This is a genomic window from Streptomyces barringtoniae (assembly GCF_020819595.1).
GTDB lineage: Bacteria > Actinomycetota > Actinomycetes > Streptomycetales > Streptomycetaceae > Streptomyces > Streptomyces barringtoniae.
The window spans coordinates 136446-151615 of sequence record NZ_JAJHNP010000017.1; the positions used below are offsets into that span (position 1 = coordinate 136446).

The following is a 15170-nucleotide window of genomic DNA, read 5'->3' on the forward strand; positions in this document are numbered from 1 at the left end:
CATGACGGTCAGTTGTGGTGCTGAATGGAAGTGCGGGGATACGCAACGGCGCACGCCCGGCACGACGGGAGGGTGTGCGCTCCTGGCGGCTGAGAGGGGTTTGTACGTGCATGCTTTCCCACACGGCACCACAGCGACGCCGATGGCGGTCGTAGTACCACCCTCGCTGGCACTCCCGGTGATCGAGTCCGCCTTTCCTCGGCAACTGCACCCGTATTGGCCACGACTCCAGGAGAAGACGCGCCTCTGGCTGCTGGAAAAACGGCTCATGCCTGCGGACAAGGTGCATGAATATGCCGACGGACTGTGCTACACCGACCTCATGGCGGGCTACTACCTCGGCGCCCCCGAAGAGGTCCTGCAGGCCATCGCCGACTACAGCGCATGGTTCTTCGTCTGGGACGACCGCCACGACCGGTACGTCGTCCACGGCCGGGCCGACGACTGGCGGCGCCTCAGGCACCGCCTGCACGCGGCCCTCGACGCACCCCGGCACCATCTGCACCACCCGGACCCGCTGGTCGCAGGGTTCGCGGACGGGGTGCTGCGGCTGTACGGCTTCCTGCCGCGCACCTGGAACCAGCGGTTCGCCCGGCACTTCCACGCGGTGGTCGAGGCCTACGACCGAGAGTTCCGCAACCGCTCCAAGGGATACATTCCCGGCGTCGAGGAATACCTCGCCCTGCGCCGGCACACCTTCGCCCACTGGATATGGACGGACCTGCTGGAGCCGAGCGCCGGGTGTGAACTCCCGGAATCGGTACGGAAAAACCCGGCCTATCGCCGGGCCGCGCTGCTCAGTCAGGAATTCGCCGCCTGGTACAACGATCTGTGCTCGCTGCCGAAGGAAATAGCGGGCGACGAGGTCCACAATCTCGGCATCAGTCTCATCACCCATGAGGGGCTGACTCTCGAGGAATCGGTGGACGAAGTGAGGCGGCGCGTCGAGGAATGCATCAGTGAATTCCTCCAAGTCGAGCAGGAAGCCCTGCGATTCGCCGACGGTCTCGCCGACGGCACCGTCCACGGAAAGGAACTGAGCGCCGCCGTGCGCGCCTGCGTCGGCAACATGCGGAACTGGTTCAGTTCCGTCTACTGGTTCCACCACGAGTCCGGCCGGTACATGGTCGACACCTGGGACGACCGGTCCACGCCCCCGTACGTCACGAACGAAGCGGCAGGTGAGTAATGACCGTCGAGTCTGTGCACCCCCTGACCTCCGAGACTCCCGAGCTGCGTGAACCCCCCCTGGCCGGGGGCGCCGTGCCGGGCCTCGGGCACGGCCTGAAACTGGTCCGCGACCCGCTCGCGTTCATGTCCCGGCTACGCGACCACGGCGACGTCGTACGCCTCAAGCTCGGCCCCAAGACGGTGTACGCCGTCACCGCCCCGGAGCTCACCGGCGCGCTCGCCCTCAACCCCGACTTCAAGATCGACGGACCCCTGTGGGAGTCCCTCGAAGGGCTGCTCGGCAAGGAGGGCGTGGCCACCGCCAACGGCCCCCGGCACCGGCGTCAGCGGCGCACCATCCAGCCCGCGTTCCGTCTCGACGCGATCCCCGACTACGGGCCGATCATGGAGGAGGAGGCGCACGCGCTGACCGAGCGCTGGCAGCCCGGCCGGACCGTCGACTGCACCTCGGAGTCCTTCCGGGTGGCCGTCCGCATCGCCGCCCGCTGCCTGCTGCGCGGCGAGTACATGGACGAGCGCGCCGAGCGGCTCAGCGCCGACCTCGCCACCGTCTTCCGCGGCATGTACCGGCGGATGGTCATCCCGCTCGGGCCGCTGTACCGGCTGCCGTTCCCGGCCAACCGCGAATTCAACCGGGCACTGGCCGATTTGCATCTGCTGGTGGACGAGATCGTCGCCGAGCGGAGGGCATCTGGTCAAAAGCCGGACGATTTGCTGACGGCATTGCTGGAGGCAAAGGACGACAATGGCGACCCCATCGGGGAACAGGAGATCCACGACCAGGTCGTCGCGATACTCACCCCTGGAAGCGAAACAGTGGCTTCCACGATCATGTGGCTGCTTCAGGTCCTCGCGGAACACCCGGAACACGCCGAGAAGGTACGGACCGAGGTCGAATCCGTGACCGGCGGTCGACCGGTCGGATTCGAGCACGTCCGCTCACTCACGCACACCAACAATGTCGTCGTCGAGGCCATGCGGCTCAGGCCGGCCGTATGGATATTGACGCGGCGCGCGGTGACCGACACCGCGCTCGGCGACTATCGCATTCCGGCCGGGGCGGACATCGTCTACAGCCCCTACGCGATCCAGCGCGACGCCCGCTCCTACGACCGCCACCTCGACTTCGACCCCGACCGGTGGCTGCCGGAGCGGGCCAAGGAGGTGCCCAAGTACGCCATGAGCCCCTTCAGCGTCGGCAACCGCAAGTGCCCCAGCGACCACTTCTCCATGACCCAGCTGAGCCTGATCACCGCGGCGATCTCGGCGAAGTACCGGTTCGAGCAGGTTGCCGGGTCCAACGACACCACCCGTGTGGGCATCACGCTCCGCCCGCACAACCTGCTGCTGAGGCCGATGCCCTGGTAGGAGTGTCTGGGGAGGACACCTACCTGGTACCGGCGCGCGCTCATGCGGCCTCAGGGCCCCGGAACGCGCGCCGGTAGGCGTTCGGGGTGGTGCCGAGCGCCCGGACGAACTGGTGCCGCAGCGCCGCCGCCGTACCGAACCCGGTGCGCCAGGCGATCGCGTCCATGGTCTCGTCGGTCCCCTCCAGCAACTCCTGTGCGCGCAGCACCCGTTGGCGCAGGATCCATCGATAGGGAGTGGTTCCGGTCTCCTGCTGGAAGCGGCGCGCGAAGGTACGCGGCGCCATGTGGGCGCGGGCGGCGAGCTGCTCGACGGTCACCTCCTGGTCGAGGTGCTCCTCCATCCACACCAGCACCTCGCCGACGGTGTCGCACGGCCCCATCGGCAGCGGCCGCTCGATGTACTGCGCCTGCCCGCCGTCCCGGTGCGGAGGCACCACCATCCGGCGGGCGATCTTGTTGGCGACCTCGGGACCCTGCTCCTTGCGCACGAGATGCAGACAGGCGTCGATCCCGGCGGCGGTGCCGGCCGAGGTGATCACGGGGTCCTCGTCGACGTAGAGCACGTCCGGCTCGACGGTCAGCCGCGGATACCGGAGGGCCAGCTCCGCCGCGTGGTGCCAGTGCACGGCACAGCGCCGGCCCTCCAGCAGTCCGGCGGCGGCGAGCACGAAGACGCCCGAGCAGACGCTGAGCACCCGGGCACCCCGGTCCACCCCGCGGCGCAGGGCGTCGAGCAGCCCGGGCGGGAACGCGCGCGATTCGTAGCGGGCCCCGGCCGGTACGGCGATCAGGTCGGCCGACTCCAGACGCTCCAGGCCGTGCTCGACCTGCAGGGAGAACCCCGCGTTCGAGCGCAGCACCGGGCCCTCGGCCGAGGCGACCGCGAAGTCGTACACCGGCAGGCCCTCGTCACTGCGGTCGATGCCGAACACCTCACACACGACGGCCATCTCGAAGGGGTTCACGCCGTCCAGCAGCACGGCGGCCACGTTCTGCAGCATGCTGCCAGTGTGCCTCGCCGGTGGCAGTAAATCGAGGGTGTACGGCAGTCCTGCCACTCCCGGTAAGGAGTATCCGGCGCGACAGTGGTGTACATGAACGTGACACAGACAGAAGGACTGCTCGGAATGATCGCCGTGATCGGGATCCTGGGCCTCCTGGTCCTCCCGGCGGTGATCGGCATCGCCCACGACAGGATCATCGACCGCCAGATCAGAAGGTCACAGCGAGAGGAGGCGACGAAGACGAAGGAGAAGAAGGAGACGGGGAGGCCGAGCCGGCCCCGCAGGCACCACGGCGCGGCCCGCCCCGTCTGAACAGCCGGTCAGAAGTCCTCGTCCAGGTCGACGGTGCCCTCCACCGCGACCTGGTACGCCGACGGACGGCGCTCGAAGAAGTTCGTCAGCTCCTGGACGCCCTGCAGCTCCATGAAGGAGAACGGGTTCTCCGAGCCGTACACCGGGGCGAAGCCGAGGCGGGTCAGGCGCTGGTCGGCGACGCACTCCAGGTACTGCCGCATCGACTCGGTGTTCATGCCCGGAAGGCCCTCACCGCACAGGTCGCGCGCGAACTGCAGCTCGGCCTCGACGGCCTCCTCAAGCATGTCGGTGACCTGCTGCCCCAGCTCGTCGTCGAACAGGTCCGGCTCCTCCTTGCGGACGGTGTCGACCACGTCGAAGGCGAAGGACATGTGCATCGTCTCGTCCCGGAACACCCAGTTGGTGCCGGTGGCCAGACCGTGCAGCAGACCCCGGCTGCGGAACCAGTAGACGTACGCGAAGGCACCGTAGAAGAACAGGCCCTCGATGCACGCGGCGAAGCAGATCAGGTTGAGCAGGAAGCGACGGCGGTCGGCCTTCGTCTCCAGCCGCTCGAGCTTCTCCACCGAGTCCATCCACTTGAAGCAGAACTGCGCCTTCTCGCGGATGGACGGGATGTTCTCGACGGCCGCGAAGGCCGCCGCCCGGTCGTCCGGGTCGGGCAGGTAGGTGTCCAGGAGCGTCAGGTAGAACTGGACGTGCACGGCCTCCTCGAAGAGCTGCCGGCTCAGGTAGAGCCGCGCCTCGGGGGAGTTGATGTGCTTGTACAGCGTCAGCACCAGGTTGTTGGCGACGATCGAGTCACCGGTGGCGAAGAAGGCGACCAGGCGTCCGATGAGGTGCTGCTCCTCGGGCGTCAGCTTCGCGAGGTCGGCGACGTCCGAGTGGAGGTCGACCTCCTCCACGGTCCAGGTGTTCTTGATCGCGTCCCGGTAGCGCTCGTAGAAGTCCGGATACCGCATGGGGCGCAGAGTCAGCTCGAAGCCGGGATCGAGAAGGTTCTGATTGCTGGGCATTACTGGCAGGCCTCGCAGGACTCGGGGTTTTCCAGGGAGCAGGCGACCGCGTCGGGGTCGGCGACCTGCTGGACGGGGATGGTCTTCTGGGTCTGCGCCTGGGCCGCGCGGGCGATACGGGTCGCCGGGCGGGAGCGCAGGTAGTACGTCGTCTTCAGACCCGACTTCCAGGCGTACGCGTACATCGAGGAGAGCTTGCCGATGGTCGGCGTCTCCAGGAAGAGGTTCAGGGACTGGGCCTGGTCCAGGTACGGGGTGCGGGCCGCCGCCATGTCGATCAGCCCGCGCTGCGGGATCTCCCAGGCCGTGCGGTACAGCGCCCGTACGTCGGCCGGGATCCACGCGAAGTCCTGCACCGAGCCGTTCGAGTCGCGCAGCGCCTCACGGGTGCGGGCGTCCCACACGCCCAGCTCCTTCAGGTCCTGCACCAGGTAGGAGTTGACCTGCAGGAACTCACCGGACAGCGTCTCGCGCTTGAACAGGTTCGACACCTGCGGCTCGATGCACTCGTACACGCCCGCGATGGAGGCGATGGTGGCGGTGGGCGCAATGGCCAGCAGGAGGGAGTTGCGCATGCCGACCTCGGCGACACGGCTGCGCAGGGCCGCCCAGCGCTCCGGCCAGGTCGGTTCGACGCCGTAGTGGTCGGGGTGCAGCACGCCCCGGGCCGTACGCGTCTTCTCCCAGGCCGGCAGCGGGCCGTTGCGCTCGGCCAGGTCGGCGGATGCCTCGTACGCGGCGAGCATGATCCGCTCGGCGATCCGCGTGGACAGGGCCTTGGCCTCCGGCGAGTCGAAGGGCAGCCGCAGCTTGAAGAAGACGTCCTGCAGACCCATCGCGCCGAGGCCGACGGGACGCCACTTGGCGTTCGACCGTCCCGCCTGCTCGGTCGGGTAGAAGTTGATGTCGACCACGCGGTCGAGGAAGGTGACCGCGGTGCGGACGGTGTCGTCCAGCCGCTGCCAGTCGATGTCCCCGTCGGCCACGAAGGCACCGAGGTTCACCGAACCCAGGTTGCAGACCGCCGTCTCCCCGTCGTCCGTGACCTCCAGGATCTCCGTGCAGAGGTTGGAGGAGTGGACCACGTGCCCCGGCAGGGCCGTCTGGTTGGCGGTGCGGTTCGCCGCGTCCTTGAAGGTCATCCAGCCGTTGCCGGTCTGCGCGAGGGTGCGCATCATCCGGCCGTACAGATCACGCGCCGGCATGGTCTTCTTCGCCAGGCCCGCCGCCTCGGCCTTGCGGTACGCGGCGTCGAACTCCTCGCCCCACAGGTCCACCAGCTCCGGCACGTCCGCCGGGGAGAACAGCGACCACTGCGCGTCGGCGTTGACCCGGCGCATGAACTCGTCCGGGATCCAGTGCGCGAGGTTCAGGTTGTGCGTACGGCGGGCGTCCTCACCGGTGTTGTCCCGCAGCTCCAGGAACTCCTCGATGTCGGAGTGCCAGGTCTCCAGGTACACGGCCGCGGCGCCCTTGCGCCGGCCGCCCTGGTTCACGGCGGCCACCGAGGCGTCCAGCGTCTTCAGGAACGGCACGATGCCGTTGGAGTGCCCGTTGGTGCCGCGGATCAGGGAACCGCGGCTGCGGATCCGGGAGTACGACAGACCGATGCCGCCCGCGTGCTTGGAGAGCCGGGCCACCTGGTGGTAGCGGTCGTAGATGGAGTCCAGCTCGTCCAGCGGGGAGTCGAGGAGGTAGCAGGACGACATCTGCGGGTGCCGCGTGCCGGAGTTGAAGAGCGTGGGCGAGGACGGAAGGTAGTCGAGCCGGCTCATGAGCCCGTAGAGCGCGGCCACTTCGTCCACGGAGCGGGTCGTGTCGTCCTCGGCCAGGCCGCTCGCGACCCGCAGCATGAAGTGCTGGGGCGTCTCGATGACCCTGCGGGTGATCGGGTGCCGGAGCAGGTAACGGCTGTGCAGGGTGCGCAGGCCGAAGTAGCCGAAGCGGTCGTCGGCCCGGCGGTCGATCAGCGCGTCGAGCCGCTCGGCGTGCAGCCGTACGAAGTCGGCGGTGCGGTCGGCGATGAGCCCCTCGCGGTGCCCCACGGCCACGGACTCGGTGAAGGACGTCACGCCCTGCGAGGCGGCCTCGGCGCGGATGGAGACGGTCAGCAGCCGGGCGGCCAGCCGCGAGTAGGCGGGATCCTCGGAGATGAGCCCGGCGGCGGCCTCCGTGGCCAGCTCGCGCAACTCCGCCTCGTCAGCCCTCGCCGACCGGCCCCGCAGCGCGGCGGCGGCGACCCGGCCGGGGTCGGCGTCGGGAAGGTCGGCGGTCAGCTCGGTCAGGGTCCGCAGCAACGCGGTACCGGGACCGTCGGTCTCCAGGCCGCTGGCTGAAGCCGGATCTGCTGGCGCGATGGTCACGTGGGGCTCTCCCTCGCTCGGCACGGGGGCCTTGTGGAGGGCAGCGGGCAGCCACGAGCGCGCACGGCGTCGCGTCCACCGGCCCATCCCACGAGGCCCGGACGTCTGAAGGCCACCCGAACCGGACGGCCGGGTGCGCTGTCGGCAGGTCCTCGGACTGACTCCTGAGCGCAGACGCGCACAAGTACACCGTTGCGGGACAGTTCCGGATTCGCACCGGATTCCCCTGCGGCGACAGCGAGCACGAGCATACATCTAGTGCCGGGTTGCGGTGACACCCCCAGATGTTGTGTCGTGACGGTGTCAGAGCGTCAACTCGTAGGTGAGCAGAGTGATGTCGTCCAGTTCCGGGATCGGGTTCCAGTCGCGTTCCGGGACGCGGACGAATCCGAGGCGCTCGTAGATGCGGTGGGCCGCGTGCATGGTGCGCTGGGTGGACAGGACGACGGCCGTGCAGCCCTGCACGGCCCGTGCGCGGTCGATGCAGGCCCGGACGAGGGCCTCGCCGGCACCCTGGCCGCGAGCGGCTCCGGAGACCGCCAGCATGCGGATCTCGGCCTCTCCGGGGCGGGCGATGTCGGCCATGGGGCCGGGGGACGGCACGAAGGTGACTCCGCCGAGGAGGGTGTCGTTCCGCACGGCCACGAGGACCTCCGCCGCGGCCGCCCGCTTGGCCACGTCTCTCAGTTCGCCCAGGTACCAGTCGCTCTCCCCGAAGTCGAGGAGGCCGTCTCGGAGGTAGGCCTGGGCGGTGATCTCGCCCAGGGCGTCGTACTCGTCGGGGATGGCCTGCCGGATCACGATGTCCATGGCACCGAGTGTGCCGGAGGGGTACGACAACGGGCCGCCGGATTTTCCTCCGGCGGCCCGTCGTACGGCAGTCGCTCAGTGACCGGCGCCCGCCGTCGCCGGCGGCAGTTCCACCTGCACCCCCGGGTCGCCCGCGTCCGCCGTGTAGTCCTCCGGCCTGGTCTCGTCCGTGCCCTCGGGGGCCTTCACGGCCTTGAGGACGAAGGTGAGGACCACGGTGACCACGACGTTGAGGACGAACGCGGTGAGGCCGATGTAGCCGATCTCGCCGATGCCGGGGATCTCCTTGGCCGAGCCGCCGAAGTGCTTCTGGGTCGGGGAGGCGACGCCGTACGCGGCGACCGTGCCGTACGCCATGCCGACCGCCCAGCCGGCGAGCAGGGCCCAGCGGTGGAACCAGTGGGTGAACAGGCCGCCGACCAGGGCCGGGAAGGTCTGCAGGATCCAGATGCCGCCCAGCAGCTGGAAGTTGATGGCGACGGTCTTGTCCATGGTGAGGACGAAGACCAGCGCGCCGACCTTCACCAGCAGCGAGACGATCTTGGAGACCTGGGCCTCCTGCTTCGGCGTCGCGTCGGGCTTGATGAAGTCCCTGTAGATGTTGCGGGTGAAGAGGTTCGCCGCCGCGATCGACATGATCGCCGCCGGGACCAGCGCGCCGATGCCGATCGCCGCGAAGGCCACGCCCGCGAACCAGTCCGGGAACATGTTCTCGAACAGCTGCGGGATCGCCAGCTGGCCGTTGGTGACCTTGACCCCGGCCGCGATCGCCATGAAGCCGAGCAGCGCGAGCAGGCCGAGCATCAGGGAGTACAGCGGCAGGATCGTGGTGTTGCGGCGGATCACCTCACGGCTCTTGGAGGACAGGGTCGCGGTGATCGAGTGCGGGTACATGAAGAGCGCGAGCGCGGAGCCCAGGGCCAGGGTGGCGTACGTCCACTGGCCGGCCTCCGGGGGCACGAGCGCGCCGCGCGGCTTGCCGGTCGCCGGGTTGACCTGGCTGAACGCGTGGGCCGCCTTGGCGAAGACGTCGTCGAAGCCACCCAGCTTGATCGGGATGTAGATGATCGCCACCGCGATGACGATGTAGATCAGCGCGTCCTTGACGAACGCGATCAGGGCGGGGGCGCGCAGGCCGGAGGAGTAGGTGTAGGCCGCCAGCACGCCGAAGGCGATCAGCAGCGGCAGGTCCCGCACGAACCAGTTGGTGCTGCTGTCGCCGCCGACGCCCATGACGTCCAGCACGGCCTGGATGCCGACGAGCTGGAGCGCGATGTACGGCATCGTCGCCAGGATGCCGGTCAGCGCGACCGCCAGCGACAGGCCCTTGGAGCCGAAGCGGCCGCGGACGAAGTCCGAGGTGGTGACGTATCCGTGGCGGTGCGAGACCGACCACAGGCGCGGCAGGAACGTGAAGATCAGCGGGTAGACCAGGATCGTGTACGGCACCGCGAAGAAGCCGGACGCGCCCGCCGCGTAGATCGCCGCGGGTACGGCGACGAAGGTGTACGCCGTGTACAGGTCGCCGCCGAGCAGGAACCACGTGATCCAGGTGCCGAACGACCGTCCGCCCAGGCCCCATTCGTCCAGGGAGTGCTCGTTCTCGGCCCTGCGCCAGCGGGCGGCGAGGAAGCCCAGCACCGTGACGGCCAGGAAGAAGAAGATGAAGACGCCGAGTGCGACGCCGTTGACGCCGTCCTTCACTTCACCTCACCACCCTTCTCGGAAGCGGGGGAGGCGGAGGAGGCATGGGCGCCGCGGGCGCGCTGGTCGCGCTGCCACAGCGTGTACGCGGTCATCGTGAGCGCGGTGGAGATCAGCACCCAGAGCATCTGGTACCAGTAGAAGAACGGGATCCCGGCGAAGGCGGGATCCGTCTTGGCGAAGGAGCCGACCCAGAGCATCGCCACGAAAGGCGCGACGAGACACAGGCCGATGATCACGCGGACCGGTGTCACCACCGGTGGTCTCACTTCAGGCGTTTCGGACATGCCACGTGCTCCGTCCCCTCGCTGATCACCTGTGTAATGCGCAGGCAATCTAGGTGACGGTGTCGTGGCAGTGGAAGACCTCGTCCGTATCTCGGTATATCGATTCAGCGAAGGTCCCGGCTCCTGCTTGCCTACTCCACAGGCCGCTTCAGCCTCGCGACGAACTTGTACCGGTCGCCCCGGTACACCGACCGCACCCACTCCACCGGCTTGCCCTCACGGTCCAGGGAGTGGCGGGAGAGCATCAGCATCGGCAGGCCCACGTCGGTGCCGAGCAGGCCCGCCTCGCGCGGGGTGGCCAGCGAGGTCTCGATGGTCTCCTCGGCCTCGGCGAGGTGGACGTCGTAGACCTCGGCGAGGGCGGTGTAGAGGGAGGTGTACTTCACCAGGGAGCGGCGCAGGGCCGGGAAGCGCTTGGCGCTCAGGTGGGTGGTCTCGATGGCCATCGGCTCGCCGTTGGCCATGCGCAGCCGCTCGATGCGCAGCACCCGTCCGCCGGCGGCGATGTCGAGCAGCCCGGCGAGCCGGTCGTCGGCGGTGATGTAGCCGACGTCCAGCAGCTGCGAGGTCGGCTCCAGGCCCTGGGCGCGCATGTCCTCGGTGTAGGAGGTGAGCTGGAGCGCCTGGGAGACCTTGGGCTTGGCGACGAAGGTGCCCTTGCCCTGGATGCGCTCCAGGCGGCCTTCGACCACCAGTTCCTGCAGGGCCTGGCGGACGGTGGTGCGGGAGGTGTCGAACTCGGCCGCCAGCGTGCGCTCGGGCGGGACCGGCGTGCCCGGCGCCTGGGTCTCCGTCATGTCGAGCAGGTGCTTCTTCAGGCGGTAGTACTTGGGCACGCGCGCCGTACGGACGGTCGTACCGGCCTCGTTCTCCGCACTGCTGACGTCGGTGGTCATGCTCTGCCTTCCCGGCTCCCGGTGCCGAAAGCGACCGACTGACATCGGCCACGGCTCACATCGTGGCACGGGTTCTTCTGTCAGGACTCCACCCGCACGCTCCGTGATCTCCTCTATATACCGTTGCAACCGAGGTTGGTCTAGTCCATCAGCCCCGGCGTCCCGGCCTAGATCCCCTGCCACTCCGGCTTGCCCGCGAACGTGTGCCGGAAGTAGTCGGCCAGCTTCAGCTTGGACGCGGCCGCCTCGTCGACGACCACCGTGGCGTGCGGGTGCAGCTGCAGCGCGGAGGCCGGGCAGACGGCCGCGACCGGGCCCTCGACGGTCGCGGCGACCGCGTCCGCCTTGCCCTCGCCGGTCGCCAGCAGCACCAGGTGCCGGGCCTCCAGGATGGTGCCGATGCCCTGGGTGATGACGTGGTGCGGCACCTGGTCGATGTCGCCGTCGAAGAAGCGCGCGTTGTCGACGCGGGTCTGCTCGGTCAGCGTCTTGATCCGGGTGCGCGAGGCGAGGGACGAGCACGGCTCGTTGAACCCGATGTGCCCGTCGGTGCCGATGCCCAGCAGCTGCAGGTCCACACCGCCGGCCGCGGCGAGCGCGCGGTCGTACGCCTCGCAGGCCGCCTGGACGTCCTCGGCGGTGCCGTCGGGACCGAGGAACTTGTCCATGCCGATCCCGAGCGGCTCCAGGACCTCCCGGCGCAGTACCGAGCGGTAGGACTCGGGGTGGTCGGCGGGCAGCCCCACGTACTCGTCGAGCTGGGCGATGCGCGCCCGCGAGGTGTCCACGGCGCCGGAGCGCCACTTCGCGGTCAGCGCCTGGTAGACGGGCAGCGGGGTGGAGCCGGTGGCCACGCCGAGCAGGGCGTCGGGCTTGCGTCGCAGCAGCTGTGCCATGGCCTCGGCGACCAGCTCGCCGCCCGCCGCGGCGTCCGGAACGATGACAACTTCCACGCTGGGCCTGCCGTTCTGAAGTGGGCTCTGGACGACTCTGTGTGGTTTAGACCAATCTAACAGAACCGGGTCTCCCGAAGTGAGCCCCTGTATTTTTCTAAGGGCCGCTATAAAATGCCCTCCATGGTGAGCGGTCAGGACACGGGAACGCGGGCCGGGGCCTCCAGATCGCGCGGCCGCCCGCGCTCCTTCGATCGTGCCACCGCGCTGGAGAAGGCGCTCATGGCTTTCTGGAAGCACGGCTACGAGGCCACCTCGGTCGCCGACCTCACCAGGATCATGGGCATCGGCGCCCCGAGCCTGTACGCGGCCTTCGGTGACAAGCGGACCCTGTTCGAGGAGGTCGTGCGGCTCTACACCGACACCTACGGCGCCTTCGGCGAGCGGGCCCTCGCAGAGGAGCCCACCGCCCGCGCCGCCGTCACGCGCATGCTGCGCGAGGCCGCCGCCGGGTACACCGACCCCGCGCACCCGTACGGCTGCCTGGTCGTGCACGCCGCCACCAACTGCACCAGCCCCGAGGTGGAACGGCTGCTGCGCGAGCGGCGCACCGCGGACATCGCCGCCTTCGAGTCCCGGATCCGGGCGGACGTCACGGCGGGCCGGCTGCCGTCCGGCACCGACGCCGCCGCCCTCGCCCGGCACACCGGCGCCATGATCCAGGGCATGTCCCAGCAGGCCCGCGACGGGGCGAGCCGGGAAGAACTGGAAGCACTCGTGGAAATTGCCATGTCCATCTGGCCCCAAGGGTGACCCGGGCGGGCTAGGCTTCGTGGCATCGGGTGCCATTGGTCTTGTGCGCCGGTGTCGTTGCACCAATCTTTGTGCACCGGTCTTCGTGCGGGCCGGCAAGACCATGGACACATCGTTATGGACACATCGTTGTGGTCTAGTCCACAATCGCACTGGACATCCAGACCGTGGACTTCCAAGTGAACAAGCCTCCGTCTTCCCCGCACAGGAAGGCGGATCGAGGGACCGGAGCTCTCTGCCCTGACTGCCCCGGCTCCTCGACCTTCGGCCGACCGGGACCGCACACCCCACGGCCGATGATGCTCCGGGCTGCGGTGCCGGGAGGGTTGAGGGTCCCTTCCAGGCGCCGCGGCCCGCGGGTGTTCTCCGGGGCCGGGCACGGGCGTTTTCGGCCATCCGAGACCCGCGGGTACGCTCACAACGTGCCCTCCATGAACGAACTGGTCCGCCAGCACACCGCCCTCGACGACTCCGATCTCGAGTGGCTCCATCTGCTGGTCTCGGAGTGGCAGCTGCTCTCCGACCTCTCCTTCGCCGACCTGGTCCTGTGGGTCCCCACCCGGGACGGCACCCGGTACGTCTCGGTCGCCCAGATGCGGCCGAACACCGGCCCCACCTCCTACCAGGACGACATGGTCGGCCACCTGGTCCCGCGCGGCCGGCGGCCCATGCTGGACGCGGCGCTGGACGAGGGCCGGATCGTGCGCGAGGGCGACCCGGAGTGGCGCGAAGAGGTCCCCGTACGGGTCGAGTCCATCCCCGTACGGCGCGAGGGCCGCGTGCTCGGCGTGATCGCCCGCAACACCAACCTGCTCACGGTCCGCACCCCGAGCCGTCTGGAGCTCACCTATCTGCAGAGCGCCTCCGACCTCGCGCAGATGATCGCGGCAGGTTCCTTTCCCTTCCCGAACCAGCAGGTCGACATGGACGCCTCGCCGCGCGTCGGCGACGGCCTGATCCGGCTGGACATCGACGGCCTCGTCCAGTACGCCTCCCCGAACGCCCTGTCCGCCTACCACCGCCTCGGCCTCGCCGCCGACCTGGTCGGTCAGCACCTCGGGCAGACCACCGCCGAACTGGCCCCGACCCGGGGACCGGTCGACGAGGCGCTCGTCAAGCTGGCCAGCGGCTGGGCGCCGCGCGAGTTCGAGATCGAGGCCAACGACGGCGTCATCCAGTTCCGGGCGATCCCGCTCAAGCCCAAGGGCACCCGGATCGGTTCGCTGGTGCTGTGCCGGGACGTCACCGAACTGCGGCGCCGCGAGCGGGAGTTGATCACCAAGGACGCGACCATCCGGGAGATCCACCACCGGGTGAAGAACAACCTCCAGACCGTCGCCGCGCTGCTGCGACTGCAGGCGCGGCGCATCGAGTCCGAGCGCGGCCGGGAGGCCCTGGAGGAGGCCGTCCGCCGGGTCGGCTCGATCGCGATCGTGCATGAGACGCTGTCTCAGAACCTGGACGAGCGCGTGGAGTTCGACGACATCGCCGACCGCGTGCTGGCGATGGTCGCCGAGATCTCGCCGGGTAAGGTGACCGGCCGGCGCAGCGGGCGCTTCGGGATCCTCGACGCCGAGGTGGCCACCCCGCTGTCGATGGTCCTCACCGAGATCCTGCAGAACGCCCTGGAGCACGGCTTCCGCGAGGGCGACACCGGCACGGTCGAGGTCTCGGCGGTCCGCGGCGGTACGACGAAGGAGGCCCGGCTCCTCGTCACGGTCCAGGACGACGGCGTCGGCCTGCCCGAGGGCTTCGACCCGCACCGCTCGGGCAACCTGGGACTGCAGATCGTACGGACTCTGGTGGAAGGGGAGTTGGGAGGCTCCTTCGACATGGTCCCGGCGCCGGGACAGGGGACCAGGGTGATCCTCGACATTCCGGTGCGGGCGCAGAAGCAGTAGCCCAATCGCCGTACAGCGGCGGCCGGTTGCAGCGGCGGCCGGTCGCGGACAGCAAAAAGCCTCGGACCGCCGTCGGTCCGAGGCCTGTGCTCGTTGCTGCTCTGCTTATATCGCTAAGCGCATCGGGGGATACTGCGCGCTGCGGCTCGGGGGCGGGAGATGCGTGCGTGCTGCACGCGCCGCCAAGCTCAGGCTGTCAGCAGGGTGGGTATGTCAGGCGGAGGCCTGACGGGCCCGGTTGCGGGCGGCGCGGCGCTTCATGGCGCGGCGCTCGTCCTCGCTGAGACCACCCCAGACGCCGGAGTCCTGACCGGACTCGAGCGCCCACTGCAGACACTGCTCGATCACCGGGCAGCGACGGCAGACGGCCTTGGCTTCCTCGATCTGCAGCAGCGCAGGACCGGTGTTGCCGATGGGGAAGAAGAGCTCGGGGTCTTCCTCGCGGCAAACGGCGTTGTGACGCCAGTCCATGGCTGCTACCTCTCCTAGGTTCTCTGAACGTATTACGTACAGGTTGCTTGTGAATGTGAACGCTTTCACGAATCCCTCAACAAGTGAAGGGCCGACCGCCGAGTCTTCCCCGGCGTGGTCCTTGGTTTGAAGAGGG

The 15170-nt window shown here is 69.0% G+C and carries 14 protein-coding genes and 1 riboswitch; of the genes, 5 read left to right on the forward strand and 9 right to left on the reverse strand.

The window, feature by feature from the left end:
* Positions 1-106: 106 nt before the first annotated feature.
* Positions 107-1189, forward strand: a complete 1083-nt coding sequence (gene cyc1, locus LMU33_RS28190; protein ID WP_228623425.1) for an epi-isozizaene synthase — start codon at positions 107-109, stop codon at positions 1187-1189.
* On the forward strand, positions 1189-2559 hold the full coding sequence (locus LMU33_RS28195; RefSeq protein ID WP_228623426.1) for a bifunctional albaflavenone monooxygenase/terpene synthase: 1371 nt from the start codon (positions 1189-1191) through the stop codon (positions 2557-2559). The genes cyc1 and LMU33_RS28195 overlap by 1 nt, the downstream gene beginning before the upstream one ends.
* 40 nt (positions 2560-2599) lie before the next feature.
* On the opposite strand, the gene LMU33_RS28200 is transcribed toward LMU33_RS28195, so the two are convergent.
* On the reverse strand, positions 2600-3562 hold the full coding sequence (locus tag LMU33_RS28200; RefSeq protein ID WP_228623427.1) for a GlxA family transcriptional regulator: 963 nt from the start codon (positions 3560-3562) through the stop codon (positions 2600-2602).
* Between the two features lie 93 nt (positions 3563-3655).
* Between LMU33_RS28200 and LMU33_RS28205 the strand changes: the two genes are divergently transcribed.
* The gene (locus LMU33_RS28205) at positions 3656-3877 is read left to right on the forward strand and encodes a hypothetical protein (protein ID WP_228623428.1); all 222 of its coding nucleotides are present in this window, start codon (positions 3656-3658) and stop codon (positions 3875-3877) included.
* A gap of 8 nt (positions 3878-3885) precedes the next feature.
* Here the strand turns inward: LMU33_RS28205 and LMU33_RS28210 are convergent, their stop codons facing one another.
* From LMU33_RS28210 to nagB, 7 genes are all read right to left on the reverse strand, one after another.
* A complete protein-coding gene (locus LMU33_RS28210) occupies positions 3886-4896 on the reverse strand; it encodes a ribonucleotide-diphosphate reductase subunit beta (RefSeq protein WP_228623429.1) in 1011 nt (336 codons plus the stop codon).
* Complete coding sequence (locus LMU33_RS28215) at positions 4896-7259, reverse strand: ribonucleoside-diphosphate reductase subunit alpha (RefSeq protein ID WP_228623430.1); 2364 nt, start codon at positions 7257-7259, stop codon at positions 4896-4898. Before LMU33_RS28215 ends, LMU33_RS28210 begins: the two co-directional genes overlap by 1 nt.
* A 126-nt stretch (positions 7260-7385) precedes the next feature.
* Positions 7386-7510, reverse strand: a riboswitch (cobalamin riboswitch).
* A 52-nt stretch (positions 7511-7562) separates the two neighbouring features.
* On the reverse strand, positions 7563-8069 hold the full coding sequence (locus tag LMU33_RS28220; RefSeq protein ID WP_228623431.1) for a GNAT family N-acetyltransferase: 507 nt from the start codon (positions 8067-8069) through the stop codon (positions 7563-7565).
* Positions 8070-8144: 75 nt separating this feature from the next.
* Entirely contained in the window at positions 8145-9773 is a 1629-nt protein-coding gene (gene mctP, locus LMU33_RS28225) for a monocarboxylate uptake permease MctP (RefSeq protein WP_228623432.1), read from the reverse strand.
* Positions 9770-10060: a DUF3311 domain-containing protein gene (locus tag LMU33_RS28230; RefSeq protein WP_228623433.1), complete on the reverse strand. Its 291-nt coding sequence runs from the start codon at positions 10058-10060 to the stop codon at positions 9770-9772. Before LMU33_RS28230 ends, mctP begins: the two co-directional genes overlap by 4 nt.
* Before the next feature lie 131 nt (positions 10061-10191).
* Positions 10192-10956, reverse strand: a complete 765-nt coding sequence (locus tag LMU33_RS28235) for a GntR family transcriptional regulator (protein ID WP_228623434.1) — start codon at positions 10954-10956, stop codon at positions 10192-10194.
* A 167-nt stretch (positions 10957-11123) separates the two neighbouring features.
* Positions 11124-11909, reverse strand: coding sequence for a glucosamine-6-phosphate deaminase (gene nagB / locus LMU33_RS28240; protein WP_228623435.1), 786 nt, complete (start codon positions 11907-11909; stop codon positions 11124-11126).
* Positions 11910-12032: 123 nt separating this feature from the next.
* Here nagB and LMU33_RS28245 point away from each other — a divergent pair, with 123 nt between their 5' ends.
* Entirely contained in the window at positions 12033-12662 is a 630-nt protein-coding gene (locus LMU33_RS28245; RefSeq protein ID WP_228623436.1) for a TetR/AcrR family transcriptional regulator, read from the forward strand.
* A 431-nt stretch (positions 12663-13093) separates the two neighbouring features.
* The gene (locus LMU33_RS28250) at positions 13094-14563 is read left to right on the forward strand and encodes a sensor histidine kinase (protein WP_228623483.1); all 1470 of its coding nucleotides are present in this window, start codon (positions 13094-13096) and stop codon (positions 14561-14563) included.
* 213 nt (positions 14564-14776) lie between these two features.
* On the opposite strand, the gene LMU33_RS28255 is transcribed toward LMU33_RS28250, so the two are convergent.
* The gene (locus LMU33_RS28255; RefSeq protein ID WP_003992873.1) at positions 14777-15034 is read right to left on the reverse strand and encodes a WhiB family transcriptional regulator; all 258 of its coding nucleotides are present in this window, start codon (positions 15032-15034) and stop codon (positions 14777-14779) included.
* Positions 15035-15170: the final 136 nt, after the last annotated feature.